At 50.1% G+C, this 24,202-nt stretch carries 24 protein-coding genes and 1 tRNA gene; 15 read left to right on the top strand and 10 right to left on the bottom strand.

Features of this window, described 5'->3' with window-relative positions; genetic code table 11:
• Positions 1-13: 13 nt before the first annotated feature.
• The 9 genes from lptE to ACWHYD_RS01755 form a co-directional block, all read right to left on the bottom strand.
• Entirely contained in the window at positions 14-742 is a 729-nt protein-coding gene (lptE, locus tag ACWHYD_RS01795; RefSeq protein ID WP_447964236.1) for an LPS assembly lipoprotein LptE, read from the bottom strand.
• A complete protein-coding gene (leuS, locus tag ACWHYD_RS01790; RefSeq protein ID WP_447964235.1) occupies positions 732-3,362 on the bottom strand; it encodes a leucine--tRNA ligase in 2,631 nt (876 codons plus the stop codon). Before leuS ends, lptE begins: the two co-directional genes overlap by 11 nt.
• Before the next feature lie 309 nt (positions 3,363-3,671).
• Positions 3,672-3,920 (bottom strand): hypothetical protein, encoded by a 249-nt coding sequence (locus ACWHYD_RS01785; RefSeq protein ID WP_447964234.1) that lies wholly within the window; start codon positions 3,918-3,920, stop codon positions 3,672-3,674.
• Between the two features lie 575 nt (positions 3,921-4,495).
• Positions 4,496-5,050, bottom strand: coding sequence for a hypothetical protein (locus ACWHYD_RS01780; protein ID WP_447964233.1), 555 nt, complete (start codon positions 5,048-5,050; stop codon positions 4,496-4,498).
• 2 nt (positions 5,051-5,052) lie between these two features.
• Positions 5,053-5,784 carry a hypothetical protein gene (locus ACWHYD_RS01775; RefSeq protein WP_447964232.1) on the bottom strand — a complete coding sequence of 244 codons (732 nt, stop codon included), beginning with the start codon at positions 5,782-5,784 and terminating at the stop codon, positions 5,053-5,055.
• Positions 5,785-5,866: 82 nt separating this feature from the next.
• Positions 5,867-6,214, bottom strand: coding sequence for a type II toxin-antitoxin system PemK/MazF family toxin (locus ACWHYD_RS01770; RefSeq protein ID WP_447964231.1), 348 nt, complete (start codon positions 6,212-6,214; stop codon positions 5,867-5,869).
• Positions 6,211-6,438, bottom strand: a complete 228-nt coding sequence (mazE, locus tag ACWHYD_RS01765; protein ID WP_447964230.1) for a type II toxin-antitoxin system MazE family antitoxin — start codon at positions 6,436-6,438, stop codon at positions 6,211-6,213. The genes ACWHYD_RS01770 and mazE overlap by 4 nt, the downstream gene beginning before the upstream one ends.
• 205 nt (positions 6,439-6,643) lie before the next feature.
• Positions 6,644-8,386: an excinuclease ABC subunit UvrC gene (gene uvrC / locus ACWHYD_RS01760; protein WP_447964229.1), complete on the bottom strand. Its 1,743-nt coding sequence runs from the start codon at positions 8,384-8,386 to the stop codon at positions 6,644-6,646.
• 27 nt (positions 8,387-8,413) lie between these two features.
• Positions 8,414-8,812, bottom strand: coding sequence for a VOC family protein (locus ACWHYD_RS01755; protein ID WP_447964228.1), 399 nt, complete (start codon positions 8,810-8,812; stop codon positions 8,414-8,416).
• A gap of 225 nt (positions 8,813-9,037) precedes the next feature.
• Between ACWHYD_RS01755 and ACWHYD_RS01750 the strand changes: the two genes are divergently transcribed.
• The 6 genes from ACWHYD_RS01750 (at position 9,038) to ACWHYD_RS01725 (ending at position 15,622) form a co-directional block, all read left to right on the top strand.
• The gene (locus ACWHYD_RS01750) at positions 9,038-10,414 is read left to right on the top strand and encodes an OmpP1/FadL family transporter (protein ID WP_447964227.1); all 1,377 of its coding nucleotides are present in this window, start codon (positions 9,038-9,040) and stop codon (positions 10,412-10,414) included.
• Between the two features lie 93 nt (positions 10,415-10,507).
• Complete coding sequence (locus ACWHYD_RS01745; RefSeq protein ID WP_447964226.1) at positions 10,508-12,868, top strand: ATP-binding protein; 2,361 nt, start codon at positions 10,508-10,510, stop codon at positions 12,866-12,868.
• Between the two features lie 458 nt (positions 12,869-13,326).
• Positions 13,327-14,181 (top strand): shikimate dehydrogenase, encoded by an 855-nt coding sequence (locus ACWHYD_RS01740; protein WP_447964225.1) that lies wholly within the window; start codon positions 13,327-13,329, stop codon positions 14,179-14,181.
• 246 nt (positions 14,182-14,427) lie between these two features.
• Complete coding sequence (locus tag ACWHYD_RS01735; protein WP_447964224.1) at positions 14,428-14,934, top strand: shikimate kinase; 507 nt, start codon at positions 14,428-14,430, stop codon at positions 14,932-14,934.
• Positions 14,935-15,113: 179 nt separating this feature from the next.
• Entirely contained in the window at positions 15,114-15,371 is a 258-nt protein-coding gene (locus ACWHYD_RS01730) for a hypothetical protein (protein WP_447964223.1), read from the top strand.
• A gap of 44 nt (positions 15,372-15,415) precedes the next feature.
• Positions 15,416-15,622, top strand: coding sequence for a hypothetical protein (locus tag ACWHYD_RS01725; RefSeq protein ID WP_447964222.1), 207 nt, complete (start codon positions 15,416-15,418; stop codon positions 15,620-15,622).
• Positions 15,623-15,934: 312 nt separating this feature from the next.
• Here ACWHYD_RS01725 and ACWHYD_RS01720 read toward each other — a convergent pair whose 3' ends face one another.
• Entirely contained in the window at positions 15,935-16,519 is a 585-nt protein-coding gene (locus tag ACWHYD_RS01720; protein WP_447964221.1) for a hypothetical protein, read from the bottom strand.
• Positions 16,520-16,774: 255 nt separating this feature from the next.
• Here ACWHYD_RS01720 and ACWHYD_RS01715 point away from each other — a divergent pair, with 255 nt between their 5' ends.
• The 9 genes from ACWHYD_RS01715 (at position 16,775) to ACWHYD_RS01675 (ending at position 24,180) form a co-directional block, all read left to right on the top strand.
• Positions 16,775-17,239: an MEKHLA domain-containing protein gene (locus ACWHYD_RS01715; RefSeq protein ID WP_447964220.1), complete on the top strand. Its 465-nt coding sequence runs from the start codon at positions 16,775-16,777 to the stop codon at positions 17,237-17,239.
• A gap of 166 nt (positions 17,240-17,405) precedes the next feature.
• Positions 17,406-18,467 carry a glucokinase gene (glk, locus tag ACWHYD_RS01710; protein ID WP_447964219.1) on the top strand — a complete coding sequence of 354 codons (1,062 nt, stop codon included), beginning with the start codon at positions 17,406-17,408 and terminating at the stop codon, positions 18,465-18,467.
• 207 nt (positions 18,468-18,674) lie between these two features.
• Positions 18,675-19,376, top strand: a complete 702-nt coding sequence (gene rpiA / locus ACWHYD_RS01705; RefSeq protein ID WP_447964218.1) for a ribose-5-phosphate isomerase RpiA — start codon at positions 18,675-18,677, stop codon at positions 19,374-19,376.
• A gap of 158 nt (positions 19,377-19,534) precedes the next feature.
• Positions 19,535-21,091 (top strand): DegQ family serine endoprotease, encoded by a 1,557-nt coding sequence (locus ACWHYD_RS01700; RefSeq protein WP_447964217.1) that lies wholly within the window; start codon positions 19,535-19,537, stop codon positions 21,089-21,091.
• Positions 21,092-21,183: 92 nt separating this feature from the next.
• Positions 21,184-21,552: a cupredoxin domain-containing protein gene (locus ACWHYD_RS01695; RefSeq protein WP_447964216.1), complete on the top strand. Its 369-nt coding sequence runs from the start codon at positions 21,184-21,186 to the stop codon at positions 21,550-21,552.
• Positions 21,553-21,732: 180 nt separating this feature from the next.
• Positions 21,733-21,810 (top strand) — tRNA-Glu (locus ACWHYD_RS01690).
• A 118-nt stretch (positions 21,811-21,928) separates the two neighbouring features.
• Positions 21,929-23,020, top strand: a complete 1,092-nt coding sequence (locus tag ACWHYD_RS01685; protein ID WP_447964215.1) for a deoxyhypusine synthase family protein — start codon at positions 21,929-21,931, stop codon at positions 23,018-23,020.
• 76 nt (positions 23,021-23,096) lie between these two features.
• Positions 23,097-23,747, top strand: coding sequence for a DsbA family protein (locus ACWHYD_RS01680; RefSeq protein ID WP_447964214.1), 651 nt, complete (start codon positions 23,097-23,099; stop codon positions 23,745-23,747).
• Positions 23,748-23,919: 172 nt separating this feature from the next.
• Positions 23,920-24,180 (top strand): hypothetical protein, encoded by a 261-nt coding sequence (locus ACWHYD_RS01675; RefSeq protein WP_447964213.1) that lies wholly within the window; start codon positions 23,920-23,922, stop codon positions 24,178-24,180.
• The last annotated feature ends 22 nt before the right edge of the window (positions 24,181-24,202 follow it).

Raw genomic sequence — 24,202 nt, 5'->3', positions numbered from 1 at the left:
ACCATTCCGTTAATCAAGGCATCTGGGAACCTGGGGGCAAAAAGTCTCCCTGAGGCGCTGAGATATCGAGGGATTCGTCCTCACTGGATTCCGGATCCGGGACAGCGTCATTTCTATTCCTGTCAAAAACCCCCTGATCCCTGGCCCCCAAAAATTGATCGGCTAAGTCGGCAGCCACCTGTATCCCCGCTTGTTCAACGGCCCGGTCCTGCAAGACCCGGTTAAATTGCAATCCAGTCTCGGAATCTGAGGTTGATTTGGCCCCCACAAAGAACTCTGCCGTACTGGTTCCGGCTTGAGACCATCGGACTCTTCCCGTTTTCCGATCCTTCACCCTCACCACCACCCTCACCATCACTCGGCTTTCTTGTGTCTGCGTGCGGGTAAAGGCCAACGAAGGAAGCGAGACCGATAGGATCGCGCCTTCCATAATAAAATCGGCGGAGGCATCATCGACAAATTCGGCGCTTCCGACCGATTGAAACGCCTGACGAAGGTACCTGGTGTATTTGAATTCCAGGTTTGGTTCAAAGCTGTTATTTTTTAGAACAGGAAAGACCAAACGGACCGGCGGTCCTTGCGAAACATGGTCGGCACTATCCCCGACCACCGGACCCGGCCCCTCAACCGTGAATTGGTACCCACATCCGGCACTCAGACACAGGAGAACGACACCCCATCCGCTCAGCAGCCATCTCACCCGCTTAAGAAGCCTACCTCGTGGGAGGGCGTTAAATGACAAAATTCACCAGCTTCTGTTCCACGTAAATAATTTTGCGGGCGACCTTGCCCTGCAACCATTCCACCAATTTGGGATCCGCCTGAGCCCCTGTAATGATTTGCTCCTTTGTCGATCCGGCTGGAACCACGATCTTACTCCGGAGTTTTCCATTCACCTGTAAAGGAATCGTCCATTCGGCGCTGGCCACTAGAACGGGATCAAATTTGGGCCAGGCCTGCCGGCTCATCCCTGGCCGCTTCCCCAGGATTTCCCACAACTCCTCCGTCACATGTGGAGCAAAGGGTGCAAGCAACATCACCAAGGTTTCCATCGTTGTTCGCCACTCGGCTCGTTCGGCAGGGGTTAACGTCTCCCCCGGATGTTCTTTCCAGAACTTATACAACTCATTCACAAATTCCATCAGAGCCGCAATGGCCGTATTAAACTGAAAACCCCGCTCAAGATCCTCCGTCACCTTCTTTATCGTCTGATGCGTGGCCCGCTGTAGTTGAGGGAGAAGCACGGACTCGCCGGATCCCTGATTTGAAGCCGTCCCATTCATGACCGGAAGGAGATCCTGCACCAGCCGCCAGACCCGGTTGAGAAAACGGTAGCATCCTTCCACTCCCGTATCGCTCCATTCCAAATCCTTTTCCGGTGGTGCGGCAAATAACGAAAACATTCTGGCCGTGTCCGCCCCATATCGGTCACACAAGTCCTCAGGGGAGGCAATATTCTTTTTAGACTTGGACATTTTCTCAGTGCGGCCTGTCACAATGGCCTGCTCACAATGAATACAGACGCGCTGTTCACCATTTTTTTTGATTTCAGTGGGAAGCAGCCATCGATGCTCTTCACACCAATAGGTGTCCTTGGTCACCATGCCTTGCGTGAGCAAATGGGTGAAGGGTTCATCAGCCGTCGTGAGACCCAGGTCACGTAATACCTTGGTAAAGAAGCGTGCATACAACAGATGCAACACGGCATGCTCGATTCCACCGACATATTGGTCCACCGCCATCCAATGTTGTGCGGCCTGGGGATTCACCGCTTGTGTGGTGTCTTTAGGCGAGCAATAGCGAAGGAAATACCATGACGAATCCACAAAGGTATCCATGGTATCGGTTTCACGGCGTGCCGGACCGCCACATGTGGGACACGTGGCTTGTGCAAACGAAGGAGATTCCTTAAGTGGAGACCCACCCTTCCCCGTGAACGGCACATCGTCAGGCAACAGCACCGGCAAGTCGCCTTCAGGGACCGGAACAATGCCACACCGATCACAATACAGCATCGGAATGGGCGTGCCCCAATAGCGTTGTCTGGAGATCCCCCAATCTCTTAACCGAAAATTGATGGTTCGTTTCCCCCATCCCTGTGTTTCCACATATTCGCCGATGGCCTGTTTGGCTTGCGACACGGACAAGCTGGAAAAATTCCCTGAATTCACCAAAAGGCCTGCGTCATCCTGTTCTACATAGGCGGCCTCCAGGGTTTCAGAGGCCAACTTGCCTTCCGGGTCTTGGATTACCAGCCGAATCGGGATGTGATAGGTTTGTGCGAATTCAAAATCTCGCTGGTCATGCGCGGGAACAGCCATAATCGCCCCCGTGCCATATTCATACAACACAAAATTCGCCACCCAAATCGGAATGCGTTCCTTGGTAAACGGATTGATGGCGTAGGCGCCGGTAAACACCCCTTCTTTCTCCCGATCAGCAGCCGTACGGGTCGCTTTATCCACCCGAGACACACGAGTCACAAACTCTCGCACTCCTGCGGCCTCAGGTCTCCCGGTTATCAATTGTTCGACCAGGGGCGATTCCGGGGCCAGGCTCATGAAGGTGGCGCCATAAATGGTATCCGGTCTCGTGGTAAACACCCGGATCGCCTGTAGCCCGGCTACGGTCTCCGCTAAGGGAAAATCCAGCTCCACCCCTTCGCTCCGCCCAATCCAATGCCGCTGCATGGCCAGCACACGAGTAGGCCAGGTCGCTAACCGCTCACAGCCATCCAATAATTCCTGAGCATAGGACGTAATCCGGAAAAACCACTGCTCCAATTCTTTTTGAATGACGACCGACTCGCATCGCCAGCACACGCCCCCGTCTTTTCCTTCTTTCTCCAGGACCTGCTCATTCGCCAAGACCGTTTCACAAGAAAGACACCAATTCACTGCCGAGCGTTTCCGATACGCCAATCCACGCTCAACCATTTTCACAAAGATCCATTGATTCCAGCGGTAATACTCGGGCTGGGAGGTGTTCACCTCCCGATCCCAATCATAGGACAGACCCATCCGTTGGAGTTGCCTTTTCATATAGGCCACATTCTCTTGAGTCCAGACGTTGGGGTGCACCCCTTTCTCAATCGCGGCATTTTCGGCCGGCAACCCGAATGCATCCCACCCCATTGGGTGCAACACGTTATATCCCCGCATTGTCTTATAGCGGGCCACGACATCCCCGATGGCATACACACGCACATGGCCCATATGAATGCGACCAGAGGGATAAGGAAACATTTCCAAGCAATAATATTTGGGCTTATCCGAATCTTCCTGAACTTGAAAAGTCCCGGAGTGATCCCAATATGCCTGCCACTTTGCTTCAACGGTCTGATGATCGTAGGTATGTGCCATGCTTATGCCTTATAAAAAAGATTCGTTGGCCGCCTCGATGATGCGCCACAAATACATCCCTGCTTCCTCGTCACATTTGTTAAGGAATGTCGGAATGGGTAAAAATATTTCCTCGTCAAATTGGATAAAGAAATTTGGAAACTGAGAGGATCATTGCCTCTAGATTTGACGTTGGGAAACGCTGATTTTTCCGCAGCATCCTGAGGAATCTAGCATAGAGAAACCCACCCGACAAGCAACTCGCAAGGAGGCCATGCAGACCACAGGATCGCGAATAAATGCACAGGGAAAAGGGGAAAAACAGAAAGGTTAGAAGGACCGCTTATTCGCCTTGCGCGACTTCACGAAAACAGGTGAGGGAGGGCGAGCGGTTGATCCGGAAATGGCACCAACCACTTCCTGATGTTCACGCTGCAGTTGACGATGATGCTCAATGAGCGGATCAACGATTTCTCCACACATCAGACACCGCCAACCAGGCATCCATATCTCGCCACTCGTAGCCATATCTACAAAGTGATCAACTATCATGGTTCCCTGACATCGAGGGCATTGCATCCGTCACACCTCCTCTTCATACGTGATGTGTGTATCCTTCGGTGGAGCCCTCGAAGACCTTAAATCTCTCACTCCGGAGTAAGAAGCCTTGGGTTGGTCGAAAAACGGACAAAAGGAGAATACAATCTCCAGAAAAAATTCACATTCACCTCTTCCCATCATCCCAGCCATCCCCCAATTTTTTCATGAAGTGGAAACCACCTCGCTTCATACGATTTTCCCATAAAAACTGCTGGTAATCCGACCGTGCATTTTTTCGAAGAAATACATCCTCACAGCTTTCAAAGCCAGTGGGACATCCATAACCACGGCTGGCAACATTCAATATAAAATTACTGCTCCAGAAACGTTTGAAAAGGATGGGAAAGGAAAAAAAATTCGTGGACGACCGCAAGGAGAGCCTTTGCGAATGACAGCGTTTAGATCACCTTGATCTTCCTCAACATGTGGCCGGATCGTGGGGGAGGATCAATAAAACCTACGAGGTTGAGTAATAATGGATTTCATAGGAATTAATAAACAGAAAAGGGGATTGATAAGCGAAATTTATTGGAAGCAACAAGCAGATCGCTTACCTACTCAGCGGGCAGCAACGGTTTGCCTGACATTTCTAGATTCAACCAGTCGGGTTCTTCCTCATTTTTCATAAGATTTTGTATTATCAATACGGTGAGATCGGTTGCTTTCTTCACAACTTCTTGTGCGGGCATTGGGTCTTGCCCTTTCACTTTCACGGTCTCATTATTGCTACTGCCCTCTCCATTGTGAACCAGCTTACTCCTAATCCCATACATAGATTGAATAATACTCCTGCAAGCCGCTCGTTGTTCTAATTTGGGATAAGCTGTCAAAGCCGCGCGCAAAGCTACCTTAAAAGTATTATTTCCCTTTTCTGTCCCTAGCAACAAACATTCAAGTGCGACGGATAGATCAAGTGCCTTGTCTCCAACAATTGAATGACACATAGCTTGGTTTAAGTGCTTAAGAGCTGTCTTCATCCTTCCTCTAAAATTATCAGGCAGTTTGAAATATCCCTCAACAAGTGGCCTGGCAATTTCCTCGGTAATCGTTCCGGAAACGCATTGATTAAGAGGTAAAAGCTCTAATACACAATACGATCTTGATTTCATCCCTACGGCATCTTCCAGCACATCATCTGAATATTGCTGCCAATGTAAATCCGCAAGTGGATAGCCAAGCCCTGTAGATGTAAGACAGAGCCGTATTTCATCCATGGTTTTATAAGTATCAATAATAACATTTGCATTACGATTTTGGATTTCAGCGTTTCCAATATCGTACAAAAATGCTGAACACGAACAAGCACAACTAGGGCAGCTCTCTCTATAGCTTCCTGCATTATTATTGCGCTTGGATTAAAAGCAGAAATTTCTTCCCGTCGTGCATAATCATGTTGACCTGATGGTGCAAGGGAAGAATCTCGTTGTCTCGATGGGGGTAAAAAGGGAATAGGTAAAAGCCTTACGTCTTTTCTTAATTGCACCTCCTGCTCACAACGTATTCCTCTAAGGACCAGTATACATAGTAAATCAGCTTCTTTTGTTGATAATACTTTCGCCAAATTATCAACGGCTATTTCTCTTCCTACCTTACTGGCCCTCTGACATAAAAAAGACGCGGCACTATCCGGCATAAATCGAGACCCTTGGGTAATCATAAGATTGGTATATCTAGAAAATTCTTCTTGTTCTTTAAGTATTGCTGCCAATTCATGTATGAGCGGACGCAGGCGATCGAAATCCTGCCCTGACCAATCTGGAGTTGATGACGTGCCCCCTTTCTGCTCTTTAATTGAATGAGGAAACTCTATTGCAAGAGCATTGATTATTCGTTCTTTATCCACTTTGTGTGTCCAAATTCGAAAATGTAATTTTGCTATTTTTCATTGAGTGATAAGATTACTTATGGCACATTATGGATGGTTGCTAGAGGTCGAACACAATACCAAGCGCGGCTTTGATCGGGTCCAGATAGCGTTTTTCTAGTGTGCCTTGTTTATTGCTTATCCGTGAGACATCGACCACTCGAAGTTGTTTTAAATTGACGTGACGGTCTTGATCCAGACCATTGATTTTCGTGGGTTTGAGATTGACGACAAACGGCCAGTCCTTATGGCCAGGTAGTATCGGTGCAACAATCACCGTTCGGGAACCTTGGTTCACCACATCGCCTTGAAGGATTAAACAGGGTCGTTTTTTCTTGGTTTCGGCCCCTCGGGTGGGATCAAGGTCAACCCACCGGATTTCTAATTGGCGATACGCTGACTCGTTCATGTCTCCAACCCATCAGCAAGTGTATCATCCCATTCGGACAACTCTTCCTGATAGGCGGTATCTTCAGCCTCTTCCTGATTGGCTTGGAGGATGGCTTTTTTGAGCGACCGCTTCTTATCCTCTAATAACAAATGATTCACAAAGGCGCTCTTATTCTCGCCACCAACTTGTTTTAAATAGGCCAGCGCATCATCTTCTAAGGTAAATGTGGCACGATTGGTCATATATCATACTCCTTTATCATACGATAATATCATACTCTTTCGTATGATAAAAGTATGTTCTTTCACCTGGTTTTTCTCTTCCCGTTAAATGATTTCCCAAATGTTGTGGAGAAATGGTGGCATGTCGTGGAATTTTGGTGAGATCAGGATTGTCGTTTTTGGGATTATCGACCAACCCCAACAAAAATGATCGCAACGACCGTCGTTAGGATACGACTTTTGAAGATTTGGTCGAACGGAGGGGTGTGATGGGAATCATCGCGTCGCCACGCAATTTGCGGTGAAAGGTGATCGCAAACCTATGCGCTTCATCTCGTATGGTTTGGACCAGCCGCGTGGCGGGGGATTTGAGGGGCAGGATGATGGGAGTCTTGTGACCTGGCAAAAAAATCCGTTCGTCTTTTTCACCCTTCGCTTTGGCGAGGCCGCAGATGGAGACATGTGAAAGCCCAACTTCCGCCATGGCTTCCATGGCCGCGGCCAATTGTCCGGCTCCACCATCAATCACGACCAGGTTGGGCTCCGGCAACGTTTTTCCTGGCTTGGTAGCCAACGATCCGCCGTATCGGCGTTTCACCACTTCATGCATACTGGCGAAGTCGTTGGCGCCTTCTACCGTTTTAATGCGAAATCGCCGGTAGTCTGACTTCTTCATTCTTCCTTGTTCCCAGACCACCATGGAGGCAACTGAATGGGTTCCCATGGTATTGGAAATATCAAAACATTCAATGCGAGTTGGAATCTGAGGTACCCCCAGGATCGTCTGAAGCTCTTCCACCGCCTCACTGGATTCGGTTTGCACCCGAAGATGTTCCTTGAGAGCCACTGCGGCATTTTCCTGTGCGAGCTGGAGCAAATCATATTTCGCTCCCCGTTCCGGAACCAGGACGCGAACGGTTTTCTCTTTTTTCTCGGACAACCAGCGCTGGATTAGCGATAGATCATCAAAGCCCACGGGAAGTAAAATTTCTTTGGGGGGAAGGACGGATTTGGCATAAAACTGTTCAAGCGTCGACCGTACCAGTTCTTCATCAGTGACGCCGTGAGCGTCGGACCAGAAGAAATCCCGACGGCCGATTAACAAGCCGCCTCGCACAAACAGTATCTGCACATCCGCTGCTCCACCAAGTCTAGCCAATCCCATGATATCCTGCTCCCGTGCGGTAATTTGCGCCACCCGTTGTTTGGCCAACATCCGTTCAATGTTCCCTATCTGATCACGTAGACGCGCGGCTTCTTCATACTCTTCCCGCTCTGCCGCTTCCTGCATGCCTGACCGCAATGACTCAAGCAATTCGGTGTCCCGTCCCTCTAAAAACCAACGTACCTGCTTCACAATCTGATGATAGTCCTCCTTCGTCTGATTTCCCGTGCAGGGGGCCATGCATCGCTTGATTTCAAATTCCAGGCAGGCCCGCTCAGCGGTCCCATTTATGTCGATTTTGCAGGTGGCCAGGGGGAACACCTTGCGAATCACTTTCAGAGTGTCACGCATGGCCCCTGTAGGAACATACGGGCCGAAATATAACGCCTTGTCCTGTTTGACCCGACGGACGATTGACAGCCTCGGGAAATCGTCCTGAATCGGCAACCGGAGATAGGGATATTGTTTATCATCCCGAAGGACCACATTGAACCGGGGACGATGACGCTTGATCAGATTGCTTTCTAACAGAAGGGCTTCGAATTCCGAGTGAGTGATGATGGTTTCCAAATCCGCGATCTGCGAATACAACACCCGGCTTTTAGGTGTCAGATCGGCCCCATGCTGAAAATACGATCGCACCCGGTCGGATAACACGGCGGCTTTTCCAATATAGATAATGTCGCCCCGACGATCCTTAAAGAGATAGACCCCTGGTTGCTTGGGAAGATTATTTAATATTCCGCTCAAGCGACCTGGTTGGTCAGAGAGGATCTGAGGAGTACGTGTGTCTGCATTTATCATTACTTATCTTACCTTGCCCCCTGATGGTCAGACGATGGCAACTCCCGCTGGTCGTTCTATCAACTCAATTTCATAGCCATCCGGCGCATCGATAAAAATAAACCGGCTGCCGGATGAGGATCGAGTGGGGCCATCCGTGATCGGTACCCCTTTAACTTGGAGTTCCTGAATCGTCTGTTCCAAATCCTCTACCTCAAAGGCCAAATGCACAAGATCCTCCTGAACCTTAACAGCCCCGCTACTCGGAAAACTGCACAACTCAATCAGTTCCTCGCTATTGGGGACAGCCAAAAATGCCAGATGCGATCCCCGTGGCGACACCTTCTGCTCCACAACTTCCAGTCCTAGGACGTCTCGATAAAAGCCCAGCGTCTGCTCCATGTCACTCACCCGCATTCGCGTATGCAACAGTTTTTTTACCCGCATGCCATTCTCCTTTTCAACATTTATCCACCCGACTTCGTGAACAAAAACCCCCTGCATGCATCGAACATCTTCTCAAAATAGAGAGGAAATCCATGATTACCGGTCAGGAGGCAACACTTTTCGCTATTTTACTCGTTGCTCATCCCTGATCAAGATTGCTATCTTCTCTTGTTTTTCATAGACTTCCCGGAATTTCTGATCGGTTTCCGTTCTCAAGGAGGAGACGTGACGACATTGATCTATTGCCGGCTTGTGGTTTTTTGCCTCTTCCTTGGGCTCCTCAATACTTTCACCATTCCCCAAACCATACATGCTGAAGGATTTCGTATCCTCGATCATAGCGCTTCCGCTACGGGCCAGGGGGCTGCCTTCACTGCCCAAGCCGATGATGCGTCTGCCCTTCACTATAACCCAGCGGGCATGACCCAATTGAAAGGCATCCAATTTTATGCGGGGACCCTCTTGATCGGAGGTACGGTTCGATTTAAAAGCGACCTGGGACCAAACGTGAAGGGTGGAGTTGGTGGGACCATCGCCAATCCCCCACCCAGCACCTTGTTTCTCACCGCGAACCTCCCTGCATTAGGCTTCGATAATCTCCAGAATTGGACCGTAGGAATCGGGGTGACCACCCCGTATGCCCTGAAAGTCGAATATCCCGATGATAGCCTGATTTCTCCCATACTCACGAGTGCGTCCCTTCCCCTTATCGATATCAAGCCCACTCTGGCCTACAAGGTCAACGACTATATCGCTGTTGGAGGCGGGCTGGATATTTATACATTTGCCAGCTTTATTGGAGAAGGTCAGGCAGAACTCCAACAAAATGCGGCACCAGGCAATGCGTTTGGTATACCCGCCGGAACAGGCCTGGAAGCGAACGGGTCCGACACCGCCTTGGGATTTAACGCCAGTGTTCTTTGGACACCTTTTCGTAATCAGGACGGTCATCCACTCGTCAATCTCGCATTTGTCTATCGCAACGGACCCAATTTGGACCTCAAAGGAGATTTTTTAGCCGGAGGAACCCGACTCGCCGGTGCCGCCACAAACATTGAGCTCCCCGATATTTACACGTGGGCCATCGCCGCATGGCCTATTCGGAACGCGCAACATGAGTGGAAGGTCGAAGTCGATCTCGACTATGCGGATTGGTCAGGGTTCAAAGACCTCAATCTGCAACTCTCTAATGGAGCTGCCATCCAAAATCCCCGCGACTATGGAGATGCCTGGGTCCTTATGGTGGGAACGGAATTCAAAGCCCTCTCCCCCTCTGCGCTCCCCCATTGGGATGTGGCCTTTCGAACGGGATACGTCAGATCGGAAAGTCCTATTCCCGACCGGACATTCGAGCCTGCGGTTCCAGATTCCGACTTCAATGCCTTTTCAGCCGGGATGGGATTTCTCTGCCATGGTCCAGGGAAATTTTTGGGGATACTCCCCTGTGACATTTTTGGGGCGAAAGCCATCGGGGTGGATTTAGCCTATCAAGCGTTACTGTATGATGAACGAAACGTTCAAAATAACCAACAACCTCTCTTAAACGGTAAATGGGATACCACCCTCCACGTCGGAGCCGTGTCCCTGCGAATGAATTTCTAATGCCTCTTCTCTGAATTTTTGTCCCCCCTTCACCATTTTCTCCGATTCCATTACAGTCCCTCTACCGGTTTACCTCCTTTATAAGGGATGCTTATGCCGCTCTTGCCAAAATCCCATCGCATTCTGGAACGTCCACTCATGGAGTTTCGTCCATTCGGGAAGGATACTCAGGGCGCAACCATTCAGGATGTGAGCGGGATCGCTATTCGCGCCAATCTTGAATATCTTGAAGAGGCTATAAAGCAACGTCAGGGACCCGAGGCGGCAGAGGCGGCGTTGGGTACTCTTGTCGCCTTGCTGAACGAGCGAATTCCCGACCGGACCTATCATGTGACCGTCGATTTCCTCAAGAACCACTGGAACAGCTATTCCTATGAGTTTGCCATGTTTTTGGCCGAATTTTCTGTTCAGCTCTCGCATGAGGAGAATTTCCACTTTAATCTGGGACGGGAAAAATTTCTCTCACCTATTATTCAAATCCTCGGGCGACCCTTTGGCATAGCCCAGATCTACCGCCTCTTCCCCCACTTTGTGGAAAAATTCACCAAAGGTTCGCTCAAGCCGGAGGTCGTATCGGTCACCAATGGCCATGCCGTGATGCGGCTACAATTGTCCGAATCCACGATCAAACAGTTCGGACCGTATCTGCAGGGCTGTGCTGAACGAATATGCCACACCACAAAGGCAACTGTTGCAGAAGTCCCGGCCCGCATGTTTGGAAAACGGGCTGCCACCATCCAGGATCGGAGCTGTATCGCCGAGGGTGCCCCCTATTGCGAATGGGCCTTTACCTGGGACCCCGAGCGCCGGACCATGCGGGGATGGATTGTGGGAGGCCTCGCATTGGGGCTTGCCACGGTCGCGCTCTTGAGGGTGTTTGCTCCCGAGCAGTCCTGGTGGATCAGTGCCGGACTCTCCCTGCTCCCCTTGCTCACCCTTCCCTTGGCAAAACGGCTATGGGATGACCGACTAGAGCTTCAAGAGCGCGGGAAAATCATTCAAGAACAATTGGAGTCGGCTGAACAACGGCACGAAGAATTACGGGAGGCCTATCTCGCACAAGAGCATACCTTGATCGAGATCCGACGACGAGTCGATGAATTAACCATGCTGCATCAACTCACCCTCCACATCGGCTCAACCCTGGACCGGGAAACCATTATTGGATCAGGACTTAAAGCCATTGTAGGCTCCCTCTCCTTTGAGCATGCCTGGGCGGCCGTATGGGACGCACCACATCAACTCTTTCACAAGATTCAATCAGAAGGCATGTCGGCACAGTGGAATACCTTGACTCACAACACCCACATTCCCTCAGCACCACAGGATCTCCTTCACAGAACCCTCCACACGAAAGAACCCATCGTCATTGAAGACATCACGGATATTCTGAGTCAGTGCCATCCCATCACTCGACAGATATTGGCGCAAGCCGGGACGAAAAGCGGATTCTCGGTTCCCCTGATTAGTCAGAATCAACCACTTGGTGTGCTGATCATCGGTAGTACCCACCGGAAAGCCATACCCATCACCGAACAAAACTTATTATCCACGGTCGCGCACGAAATGGCGATTGCCCTTGATACGGCGTTGGCCTATGACGAAATTGAAGCCTTGAATATCGGGTTAGAAAGCAAAGTGCAGGAGCGAACACTGGCATTACAACAGGCCAACACAGACTTGGAATCCGCCAACCACCGGCTCAAGGAACTTGACCGGATGAAATCCCAATTCCTCTCGCATTGCTCTCATGAATTGCGCACACCCTTAACCTCGATTAAAGGATTCACGGAAAATCTGCTTCATGGAATGGTGGGCCCTCTAGCCGAACGCCAACACCTCTACCTCACCAGAATCAGTGCGAACGCCAATCGACTTACCCGTATGATTGCCGACCTCCTCGACTTGTCTCGTATTGAGGCAGGAACCGTCCGGTTAGCGCATGCATCGGTGTCACTGTCCGAACTCCTTGAGGACGTGACGCAGGAATTACTCCCGCTCACCCAGACCAAGGCTCAACACCTGACGGTCGAACTCACAGAAAACAATTTGACCGCCTGGGGCGATCAGGACCGCCTCCACCAAATCGTCACCAATCTCGTCCACAACGCCCATAAATTTTCGCCACCAGATGGGCGCATCCTGGTAAGAGCCTCTCCCGCTCCTCCGGATCACATCTTCCTTACCATCTCCGATACCGGCCCGGGGATTCCTCAGGAAGCTCAAGCCAGCCTCTTTCAACCATTTTTCCAGGCTCACCGGATACCGGAAATCGGCACACAGGGCCTGGGGTTGGGACTCTCAATCGTGAAACAATTGGTGGAACTGCATGGTGGGACGATCTCTGTGGAAAGTCGGCCTGGAGAGGGCTCCGCGTTTCACCTTCGTCTTCCAGCCGTCTGTCCTTCACCACTCCCACCTTCCACTCAAACCCTCCATAAACCTTCAATATAAGAATGCGCTCAAAACTGCATACCTCTAGACCATTCCCTCAAACCTCTATCTTCTAATCGACCGGGCACCGGTCAGCAAAAAAGTCCTTCCAATCCCTCAGGATTTTTATCGTCCTACCGATAAACGTGGATAGTATTGCTTACGACATTATTGGAAGGGAGGTGGAACCATGAAAAAAGTTGCAAAAAAGAAACCGGCAAAAAAAGCCGCCGTGCGAATGAAAAAATCTCCGGCAAAAAAAAAGGCGTCACGATAACGCCCCCGGACATCACACTGTGTAGATCCGGGGAGTCGAATCTACTCCCCGGATTACACGCTCCCTTCTCTCAACCCTAATTTCACTTCCTCATTCATCTCGACCTCCCAGACAACGTTCGCATTTACACAAGTTGAGTTTCCAGCCAGGTTATGTGATAACTCTCGATCACTATTTCTCATCTATTTCGAGAGCACCTGTTATGGACATTAATGCACAAACCCAACTCTGCGGCCTGATAGGCAATCCTGTCGATCACTCCCTTTCTCCCGCTATTCATAATGCGGCCTTTCGTGAATTGGGATTAAATTTTGTCTATTTGGCCTTTCCCGTCCAGGATCTTGAACGAGCCGTTCTAGGCATCTCGGCATTAGGCAATATCCGGGGACTCAGCGTGACCATTCCGCATAAGGTCACCATTCTACCTTTGTTGGATACCGTCGAAACCACCGCTAAACACATCGGCTCGGTGAATACCATCATCAAAGACCGAGGCCTGTTAGTGGGCTCCAACACTGACGCATCCGGCGCCCTCCAAGCCTTAAAGCAAGGTGGAGTGGAACGCACCGGACAGCGGGTCGTCATTCTAGGATCCGGTGGAGCCGCTCGCGCCATTGCCTTCAGTCTCTGCGTGGAAGGCAAAATTGAACATCTCACCCTCCTTGGTGTTGATGATCAGGAACGGACAACCTTGGCGAGAGACCTCAAAGCCAAAACTCCCATCCACTTGCATGACGCCTCCCTAACACCCGAAACCTTGCATTCCGCCTTGGGGCAAGCCCAACTACTCATTCATTGCACCCCCATTGGCATGCACCCAAAGATTGATGAAAGCTGTGTCCCCAAGCATCTGTTACACCGTGATCTGACGGTGATGGATATTGTCTACAACCCGCTCAATACGCGTTTATTACAAGAGGCGCAGGCCGCCGGATGCCGCACCATCCAAGGGATCAACATGTTTCTCTATCAGGCTGTCGGGCAGTTTGAACTTTGGACTGGCAAATCCGCACCGACCGAGATAATGCGTAACGTGCTCACCTCCCACTTCACTTGAATAAAGAATATCGAGTTTGGATATGGTTCCCAGCGTCAACGAGAGACTTTTCCAGGGAGATTTCAATAGGAGAAAGAATGGCCGTGGCGACATTCTCGCAAAGATGTCCCCTGCCCGAAGGCCGGAACAAAAAGTTCCCTGGCGTTCTCTCCGCTATTCCCAACAGCTTTAAAGAGAAATTACTCTCCCGTTACGGTCCAACCTGTCCGAACATCTTTTCAACCAACACTTCAAAACAGGAGATGTATGAATATTGTCTTAATAGGGTACAGAGGAACGGGAAAAAGCACTGTGGCAACAATTTTGGGACAACGTCTCGGACGAACGGTCACCTCCACTGATGAGGAAATCGTCAAGGAGGCGAAGCAATCCATTCCACAGCTTATCGAGCAATTCGGGTGGGATCATTTCCGCAATCTTGAAACGGGAGTATGTCAAAAGCTTACCGGTCAGGAAAATCTGGTCATCGACACGGGCGGGGGACTCATCCTGAAGGAAGAAAACGTCAGAATGCTGAAAGAGAATGGAAAGATTTTCTGGTTGACTGCCGAAGTTTCAACGATTGCCAGCCGGATATCCGGCGATACGCAGCGGCCCTCGCTGTCAGGAACTAAGTCCTTCGTGGAAGAAATAGAAGAAATTCTTGAAATTCGCACACCGCATTACCAAGCCGCCGCCGACCATGTGATTCAAACCGACCAAATTTCTCCGGAACACATTGCTGATGCCATTCTTTCCCACATTTCGATCTAGAACGTTCACTCAGGGGACTGGACAGCAGGGATCGGTCAGTACTAAAAAAAGAGCGTAAGAAACTGCGCTGAGCTTACATACTTGTCCGCCATTTCTCCGGTGTCGGCTGTACGGCTTCGCCACGCCACAGACCAGGTTCTCTTTCAATCCTCGCCCCATTGGGGGAGGGGAGGAGGGTGATGAGGCAACGCCAAACAGTAGAGAAGGGCGGAATAAAGTCGTGGACGATTTTGACCAAAAGCTCGACAAATGCGACTCAGTTGGTAATGCCGAGTTTCGTCCCGGCAGCCGAGCCACTTTTGTTTCGGCAAAAGTGGCCAAAACCAGTGACGCCCAGACAGGCTTCATTGGACGGGACAGACGCGAACCTTAGGGGAGCAGACCAACTCGCTGCGCTCAAACAAGGTCTGCTGAATGCTCAGAGCGTCTGTCCCTAGAGCCTGTCAGCAGGCGTCGAATAAAGCAAAAAGGGAAAGGCGAAGTGGTTTTTTTACATACCACGTTCCAAAGCAGCACGAGCGGTTTCTGTGATGCCGAGAATCGTGCCAAAATATCAGAGCATCATTGGAATCCCGTGGCCTTGTGGCAAGGCCAAGCCGTGTTGCCGACTGCGGAAGAAGGCGCGCATTGTTTGAGCGCAGCGAGTTTGCGCGCCGCCGGAGTGGGCTACACGGCGCAGGGCCCCTGAAGGGCCACGCCACGGCCACCATGGTTTTGGGTCCTTTTGCCGAAACAAAAGGACCTCGTTCGCCGGGGCGAAACCTGGCACTAAAATCCATCAAGAAGGCGCCGGTTCTTTTTTTGGATAAAATCATCCTTGCTCAGGGAAACAGACATGAAATCCACCACGGCCGGACCAGCTCAGATGATCTCCACTTGAAAGATACATGATTCCAAGACCTGACACCGAATGCACCGATAATGACCCCCCTAATAAATCGCCAAGCAAATTTTAGAGAATATTGAGTTCCCACTTAGTTTTTGATTTCCCTTTTTCAAATCAATTTTGAATGCTGCCTTTGGCAACCTGAAAATACCGATTGAATTCTAAGATATACTTCGCGCATTCTTGGGCTTTCATTTGTAGAAGAAAATGAGGGCCATCAACTTTCTTCAAATTAAATGATTGGAAGTGATGAGCAAACCAAACAGCACTTTGGTCGGGCACAAATTTATCTTGGGTTGCCTGAAGATACCCACAGGGCGTTGACCAAACGTTTGAACATTGAGAGAAGGAACACCTAGTTATTAACCGTAACCGATGCACAAGAACATGAGAAGGCACTTTGGCTAAAACCCCCTGCAGATTTTCCACTTGAAAAGAGTTAGCAGAAAATCCCAGACAAAGCACACGGTAAAAAATTCCAGGCATCCAAGAAAGCAACGACAAGCCTCCAGATAGCATTGTTAGCCATTTGAGTAAAAAAGGGCGGGGAGATTCAGCAAAGGTTGCGCAAAAAATAATTCCACGAAGAGGAATAGCATATTGCTCCAAAAGGGTGAGTGCCACTAATCCTGAAAAAGATTCCGCTAATACAATCGTGTCTTCAGGAGCGCTCAACTGGTCTTTTACTATTTCCGCCATTTCCTGCAAGGAAGAGAACCGATCTTTTGGATAGGCAATAACCGTAACATGGAAGATATCCTTTAATTGTTCGACTAGTGGTTGAAAAAGAATTCCGGTTCCATCCAGACCAGGCATTAGGACCAAATTCATTTTTTTAGGGTAGTTCATAGGCTAGAAAAAGAAACACGAAAAAAGCGGAAGGTAATAGCGGCAGAAGCCCTGATTTTGGCATGGAATCACCTCATGTAACATACTAATGACTAGGAAATGTTAATGGAAGACATCTGGCATCAGCCTCGAACCGTCGAATGGACCCAATATCTGTTAGACAGTTATGCCTATTGGCTAAACAAGGAACTGATTCCCCGTCAGGGGAACTCACTGGAACAGGCGGAAGGCTTGTTTAACTCCACATTTGTGGTCGTCTCTCACGGATTGGAGGATGACCCTATCCTCAATTATGGAAACCGGACCGCGTTAACCTTGTGGGAAATGGATTGGGACCAACTGACCCATACGCCCTCCCGGCACACGGCCGAGCCTGTGAATCGTGAAGAACGTGCCCACATGCTGCATCAGGCCAAAACCAAGGGGTTCATTGCCGATTATCGTGGAGTCCGGATCTCCCGATCCGGAAAACGGTTTTTAGTGGAACGCGCCACGGTTTGGAACATTCGCAAACCCGATGGAACCCCGCTCGGACAGGCGGCCACCTTTTCAACCTGGACGTTCCTATAGGTAGGCGAACGTCTCCTTCTCACCTCATTTTCTGACCTTTTCCTTGGCATACCGCTCTGCCAGGAGAGGCTATCCAGACTCTGGCTTGCCCTGAGTATTTTACCTGGGCTATGGTGCCGCAAGACTGATAATTGATGCTTTAAGTAATATTTACGGGAAACAAGTCATGATTTTAGCAGCTGATGTTGGTGGGACAAAAATCAACCTGGCCCTGTTTGACTGGGATAAGGAACGGGTCGACCCTATTCGGGAAGATACGGTTTGGACCGCTGATTACGAGTCTTTCGAAGAAGTGTTGACCGAATTTCTGGAAGAACCGACTTCTACCGACACCGAATCGGAGGAAATCCCGGACGACAGCGATGCCCTTTCGTCTGAACCCACTACTCCTTCTCCACTGGGACCCCTTACCGCCGCTTGTTTTGGGGTGCCGGGACCGGTCTTGAATAATACCTGCAAAACCACAAATATTCCGTGGATCATTGAAGGCGACAAACTCGCGGAGTTCCTGAATATTCCACATGTCCGTTTGTTAAATGATTTGGAAGCCACCGGCTACGGACTCCAGCTTCTTCGACCGGATGAACTTGAGGATCTCAACCCCAACGCTCCTTCTCCCCCACCTGACGGCACAAAGGTGTTATTGGCCGCTGGAACAGGTCTGGGAGAATCGCTGTTGCTGTGGACAGGGAAGGATTATCACATCTGTCCGTCTGAGGGGGGACATTCGGATTTCGCACCCAATAACGATTTGGAAATCGATCTGCTGCGATATCTGCGCACCAGCTATTTACATGTGAGTTACGAACGGGTTCTTTCCGGGCCCGGGCTCCATAGCATTTATCAATTTTTCCGGGACACCAAGAAAAACGAGCCCACCTGGTTTGCCGAAAAGCTTCCCACCGGCGATCCCGCAGCATTGATTACGGAAGCCGGATTGACGGGTAAACCGGATATTTGTAAAGAAGCCCTCCAGCTCTTCGTCTCTATTTACGGGGCCGAAGCCGGCAATATGGCACTCAAAACCCTGGCAATGGGCGGCGTCTATCTTGGCGGGGGCATTGCCCCAAAAATCATATCCGCGTTACGAGAAGACACGTTTATGAAAGCCTTTTTGGCAAAAGGCCGGTACAAACGATTACTGGCCAAGGTACCCGTTCGGGTGATTTTGAATCCACATACCGCGTTGCTCGGAGCGGCCTCCCTCGCTGCCCGCATGGCTGGCTAATAGCATGGATTCAAAACCTCTCCTGGGCATTCGTCAGGACTCACAACCTCCCTCCTCTCTTCATCTGTTTTTTTCACTCTCGTCTCTGCCGTTTTGCCTCATAAGATTCGCCAAGCACCAGGCTTTGAGAAAGAATGTCTGCTAATTTCGATAACCAATCGTATTCGGTCGTTTGCCATTGAATAATTCTCGTGAGTGAGACCCTCTATGTCATCTTCATCGACACCATTCACACCCGATCAACAAAAAGCCCAAGCCGCACTGAAAGCCCTGGAATTTATACATGATGAGCAGATCTTGGGACTCGGCACCGGTTCCACGGTCCATCATTTTTTGGCGGCCTTAGGCCAGCGGGTCCAACAAGGATTACGAGTCCGTGGCGTGCCAACCTCAGAAGCCACAGCGGTCTATGCCAAACAATTGGGTATTCCTTTACTGAACGATGAAGAACCCTGGGACATTGATGTGGCGGTGGATGGCGCCGATCAGGTCGACCCTCAACTGAATCTGATAAAAGGAGGAGGAGGGGCGTTAATGCGGGAAAAAATTGTGGCGAACGCTGCTCGGCAATTCATTGTTATTGTGGATCAGGCTAAACAGGTGCCCCATCTTGGACTTCCTTTTCCCTTACCAGTTGAAATTGTGCCCTTCGGCTGGCGAACAACTCAACGGCATCTTGAGAATCTGGGATGGCCTTCACCTTTGCGTTACAAAGACGGCCAGCCTTTTCTCACAGACAATGGCAATTATATAGCGGATCTCCATATTCCTGAAATTACCGACCCCTCCGCACTCGATTCATCCATCAGGCAAATTCCGGGGGTAGTTGAATGCGGGCTCTTCCTGATGATGACATCCTTGGTGATTACAGGCACGAATAGTGGTCCAATGCTCCATCGCGCATCTTGAGTCAGGGGGCTTTTTTGGTAAAATAAACGGAATGTTGGTGGCCGTTAAATGCCAGCACCCTTGCATGCAAACTTGATACAATTCTGAGCAAGGACAAGGCTCACGAAAAATTTGCGTTTGATGACTCTCCTCACCAACATAAGGAAAAGGTATTCTGCATGAGTGGACAATATCCGGGGAAAACATCCCCTGGGAGAAACAGGTACCATATTTGGGTGGTCGCGATTGCGGTGGGCTTCCTTGGAGTCACCCAGATTCAATGCTCCCAGGCTCCATCCTCCACCCCTGCTGAGCCTCCCCCATCCATAACCGCAGCCCCAAGTGGAACCGATGCGCCTGTTGCGGTCGTCCATGCAGCTGATTCGTCTCCCGTGGTTAAAGCCTCCACCCCTCTTCTAGCTTCCAACGAAACCTTTGTTAAAATCGCCAAAGAGGCTATGGCCTCGGTCGTGAATATCTCCGCGACCAAACGCACCGTCCAATCTCAAGGCACGAATCCCCTGCTTGAAGATCCATTTTTCCGGAGGTTTTTTGGAGAGGAATTTGAGCGGCGGTTTAAACAACCACGCGAACGGCAGGAGCAAGGCTTAGGCTCCGGAGTGATTGTCAGCGATGACGGATACATCATCACCAATAATCACGTCGTGGAACAGGCCGATGACTTAATGGTCCTTTTAGGAGATAAACGGAAACTTCCGGCGACACTGATTGGCACGGATCCCAAAACCGATTTAGCGGTGATCAAGATTGAAGCCACCGGATTATCTACCTTACCTTGGGGAAACTCTGTGGCACTGGAAGTTGGAGAATTGGTCCTGGCGGTCGGCAACCCCTTTGGGTTGAATCAAACCGTTACGATGGGAATTATTAGCGCCGTGGGCCGGGCCAATGTCGGCATTGTCGACTATGAAAATTTCATTCAAACCGATGCCGCCATTAATCCAGGCAATTCCGGAGGTGCTCTCGTCAATCTGCAGGGCCAACTCATTGGTATAAATACCGCCATTTTTTCCAGAACAGGCGGCTACATGGGCATTGGCTTTGCCATCCCCAGCCAAATGGTAAAAAGTGTGATGCAAAGCCTGATCGGGCATGGGAAAGTCATTCGTGGGTGGCTGGGCGTGTCGATTCAGGAATTATCCCAAGACCTCGCCACCCAATTTGATGTGCCTGATACCCAGGGCGCCTTGGTGGGTGATGTGTTTAGCGAAAGCCCTGCAGGACAAGCCGGATTGAAACGTGGCGATATCATCCGCACCTACAATGATGTCACCGTGAAAGATCCGAACCATTTGCGCACACTTGTAGCCGAAACGACACCGGAGAGCTCCATTCCCCTTGAAGTGTGGCGAAACGGAAAAATTGTCAATCTCTCGGTTTCCATCACTGAAATGCCTAAAGATACTGCAGGATTGACAGGAGAGTCTCCTAGTTCGGTCTCAGGTAACCACGCCCTTTCAGGGCTTTCTGTAGAACCCGTCCAGCCCGGACAAACACGAGATGGTCAGGGTGTAGTCGTGACCCAAATTGCCCCGAACTCTCCGGCTGAACGGGCCGGCGTTCAACCGGGTGATGTGATATTGGAACTGAATCGCTCTCCCATTGGGTCCGTGAGGGATTTCGAACAGCTTGTGAAGCGATTGGAAACTGGAACCTCCGTCTTAGTGCTCTTGCAGCGCGGAAAAGGGGCCATTTTCCTGACCATCAAACCATAGCGAAAGGGCCGGAGCCTCACCTTCGCCAGACCTGACCACTTGATGGCCGAACAATCATGACAACACTGTGTTCATTCAGAACATTCCTTCAAATGAGTCAACTGCTCTGCTTCCTGGTCCTTCTGCTATTCCCCGTTTCCACGCAACCAATGTTGTGGGCCTCTTCTCCACAGATTGCCATTCAATCAGCACCGCCATTTTTTTCTCCCAACCACCTGATGATCCGCTTGGATACCTCCCTCACGTGGAAAAATAACACAGGTGAAGCGCATTCCATTGTCGCAGACGACTGTCAATCCCGTTCACGATGCTCATTTGACTCAGGAGTCATTCGTCCCGACCATCAGTATGTCTTAACCCGGTTAGCCCCCGGCCGCTATCCTTACCATTGTGGACTCCATCCTTTCATGCGGGGCCTATTAACCGTTCAAACAACGGCCTCCCCCTCCTCTGATATCTGATTTAATGGACATTTTTTGTTCTTGCAACCGTGTTCTCCCTAGTCAACACTGGTGATTTACATTCTTGGCCCATGCATCCGCCCTTTTTTCATTGCATGCAATAAGTCCCTAATGGTACATTTCGGGCATCCCTGGTAAGGGCAGAAAAAACAAATATCAATTAACGAACAGACTCAGACTGGTCCCATCGTCTAGGCTGGTCTAGGACGGCACCCTCTCAAGGTGCAGACACGGGTTCAAATCCCGTTGGGATCACCAATTACCATAGGAACGGACGTTCGCCCCCTTCCTGGTTGTTCGCATTCGCACCCGTTAGAATCAGACTCCTCGTACTCCCGTCTGGTTTTTTCTTTAATCTATGCCGTAAGGATCTGTGATGACGCCGAGAACTTTTCACGATGGCGAAAGCGACGGGCTGGAAGCCCTGGAGGCGCTGGACCCGGAAACAATTGAATCTTTTTCCGATCTTCTGGCGGCCATGAAAAAAACGGCCTTTGGCGGGCGCCGTCTTGGCGATGCCTTTGAGATTTTAAAAAAAATGGTCGAGGATCCTGATTGTACTGTGATCTTGACCTTGTCCGGGGCCATGACCATTGCAAAAATGGGAAAGATTATCTGCAGCATGATCGACCGAAACATGGTGCAGGCCGTTGTATCCACAGGGGCATTGATTGCTCATGGCCTGAGCGAAGCCGTAGGTAAAACGCACTACAAGTATCACCCATCCATGACGGATACCGAGCTCTATGAAAAAGGTTATAACCGGGTCTACGACACGCTGGAGATGGAAACAAATCTCAACCACGTCGAACGGGTCGTCAGTCAAACCTTAAAGCGGATGACTCCGGAAACCCCCATCTCCTCGGAAATCCTGACTCGAGAAATCGGGAAAACCCTCCACGACGATTACGAAGGCCCAGGTATTTTAAAAAGTGCCTATGAGCAGGGTGTCCCGGTCTATATCCCTGCATTTACCGATTCTGAAATGGGGCTGGATGTCTCCATTTGGGCGATGAGGGAAAAACGACAATCTCAAGCCCAACCTCCACCCGATCTCTCCGATCAGGAAACCTGGCAGCTTTTACAGCAATCTCGTCCGGCGTTTAATCCATTCTTGGACCTCAATAGTTATACGGAAAAGCTGCTGTCTGCCAAACGGCTAGGGATTTTCACCATTGGTGGCGGCGTTCCCCGGAATTGGGCGCAACAAACGCCCCCCTACATCGAGATTCTCAATCTCCGGATGGGTACACAATTAACCCCTCCGCGATACCAGTATGGTGTTCGCATTTGCCCGGAGCCCGACTACTGGGGTGGCCTCAGCGGATGCACGTATGAGGAGGGTGTATCATGGGGAAAATTTGTGCCAAGAAAAGAGGGCGGGATGTTTGCTGAGGTTTTGAGTGATGCCACAGTGGTCTGGCCACTTCTGATGATGGGACTTCTGGAAAGTGCCCGTCGCAGGTAATTCAACACCTGGCAGACGACCAACTTCTTATCTCGACATGGTCCGTCAGGAATGCAACAACATTGGTAAGGGAGTGATGATGAATATTGGCAAGTCCCTCAAATCCACCATAGCCTTCGCGATCCTTCTCGGCACCCTGCTCATCAGTCCCATGACTCATGGGAAAACTACGGATTTTTTGATCCAGGATGATGATGTGGTGCGAGGGGATCCTAAGGCTCCGATCACCCTGCTGGAATACTCGGATTTTACTTGTGGGTTTTGCGAAAAGTTTTTTCATGAGACCTTTCCCAAATTGCTTTCAGAGTATATTGAGACCGGAAAAGTGCGGTTTGTCTATCGGGACTTCCCTCGAGGCATGGGAAGCCCACTCCGGGCAGCCGATGCGGCCCGATGCGCAGGAGAGCAGAATGCCTATTGGCCAATGCATGATCGTCTTTTTAACAGTGATGGCCAGTTGGCTCCGGATAATCTCAAGCAATATGCCAAGGACCTCAACCTCCACGTCGAGCAATTTTCTGAATGCCTGGCTTCCCATCGCTATTTGAAAGATATTGAGAAGGATTTACAGGATGCCGGATCCTTAGGAATTCGTGGCACGCCGGCATTCGTCCTCTTTCCCACAACCCTTCCGGAAGATCCTCATCTCATTTTAATTCCAGGGGCCTTTCCCTATGAGACATTCAAGGAAGAAATTGATAAGTTGCTCACGCTTCATGGAGCCTGAACCTCCTCGATTTTTTTACCGGTACCGTCCTCTACTCACATCGAAGAGACATAAATCCTTCATTCATTCGCTCTCCACGCAATTCCTCATTGATCTGACAGCGTGATTAGGTGTACATTTGCACAGGTAATTTTGACATTCATGTTTTAACTCAGAGGACGGGTTTGATGTCATGACTGAATCCCAATCTTTCTGGCCTGTTGAATGCGCACAAGGTGAACCGGACTTATTTGTGTGCTTAACCTGTTTTGATGAAGTATTCAAAGCCAAGATGCCGGTCGACGGGTGTCCGAGTTGCGGAGCCATTGCCGCATTCGAACCGTTTAGTTTAGACGCGATCAAGGAATGGGGAACGGAAAATCTCATTCAGAAAGCCGAACATTTGCCTTCCTCGTCTGATCCCGGTTCTGACCAGCCACCTTCATCAATCTAATCACCTCTATTTCACGAGGTTC

The sequence above is a fragment of the Nitrospira sp. Ecomares 2.1 genome (genome assembly GCF_965152585.1).
The sequence above is the reverse complement of the archived record's forward strand: the minus strand, read 5'-3'. Positions and strand labels throughout refer to the sequence as shown.

Coding starts and splice junctions, on each gene's coding strand:
- leuS (WP_447964235.1), bottom strand. CDS start 3,362: ATGGCACATACCTACGATCATCAGACCGTTGAAGCAAAGTGGCAGGCA.
- ACWHYD_RS01785 (WP_447964234.1), bottom strand. CDS start 3,920: ATGCAATGCCCTCGATGTCAGGGAACCATGATAGTTGATCACTTTGTA.
- ACWHYD_RS01780 (WP_447964233.1), bottom strand. CDS start 5,050: ATGAAATCAAGATCGTATTGTGTATTAGAGCTTTTACCTCTTAATCAA.
- ACWHYD_RS01770 (WP_447964231.1), bottom strand. CDS start 6,214: ATGAACGAGTCAGCGTATCGCCAATTAGAAATCCGGTGGGTTGACCTT.
- mazE (WP_447964230.1), bottom strand. CDS start 6,438: ATGACCAATCGTGCCACATTTACCTTAGAAGATGATGCGCTGGCCTAT.
- uvrC (WP_447964229.1), bottom strand. CDS start 8,386: ATGATAAATGCAGACACACGTACTCCTCAGATCCTCTCTGACCAACCA.
- ACWHYD_RS01755 (WP_447964228.1), bottom strand. CDS start 8,812: ATGCGGGTAAAAAAACTGTTGCATACGCGAATGCGGGTGAGTGACATG.
- ACWHYD_RS01745 (WP_447964226.1), top strand. CDS start 10,508: ATGCCGCTCTTGCCAAAATCCCATCGCATTCTGGAACGTCCACTCATG.
- ACWHYD_RS01740 (WP_447964225.1), top strand. CDS start 13,327: ATGGACATTAATGCACAAACCCAACTCTGCGGCCTGATAGGCAATCCT.
- ACWHYD_RS01735 (WP_447964224.1), top strand. CDS start 14,428: ATGAATATTGTCTTAATAGGGTACAGAGGAACGGGAAAAAGCACTGTG.
- ACWHYD_RS01730 (WP_447964223.1), top strand. CDS start 15,114: ATGAGGCAACGCCAAACAGTAGAGAAGGGCGGAATAAAGTCGTGGACG.
- ACWHYD_RS01720 (WP_447964221.1), bottom strand. CDS start 16,519: ATGGCGGAAATAGTAAAAGACCAGTTGAGCGCTCCTGAAGACACGATT.
- ACWHYD_RS01715 (WP_447964220.1), top strand. CDS start 16,775: ATGGAAGACATCTGGCATCAGCCTCGAACCGTCGAATGGACCCAATAT.
- glk (WP_447964219.1), top strand. CDS start 17,406: ATGATTTTAGCAGCTGATGTTGGTGGGACAAAAATCAACCTGGCCCTG.
- rpiA (WP_447964218.1), top strand. CDS start 18,675: ATGTCATCTTCATCGACACCATTCACACCCGATCAACAAAAAGCCCAA.
- ACWHYD_RS01700 (WP_447964217.1), top strand. CDS start 19,535: ATGAGTGGACAATATCCGGGGAAAACATCCCCTGGGAGAAACAGGTAC.
- ACWHYD_RS01695 (WP_447964216.1), top strand. CDS start 21,184: ATGAGTCAACTGCTCTGCTTCCTGGTCCTTCTGCTATTCCCCGTTTCC.
- ACWHYD_RS01685 (WP_447964215.1), top strand. CDS start 21,929: ATGACGCCGAGAACTTTTCACGATGGCGAAAGCGACGGGCTGGAAGCC.
- ACWHYD_RS01680 (WP_447964214.1), top strand. CDS start 23,097: ATGATGAATATTGGCAAGTCCCTCAAATCCACCATAGCCTTCGCGATC.
- ACWHYD_RS01675 (WP_447964213.1), top strand. CDS start 23,920: ATGACTGAATCCCAATCTTTCTGGCCTGTTGAATGCGCACAAGGTGAA.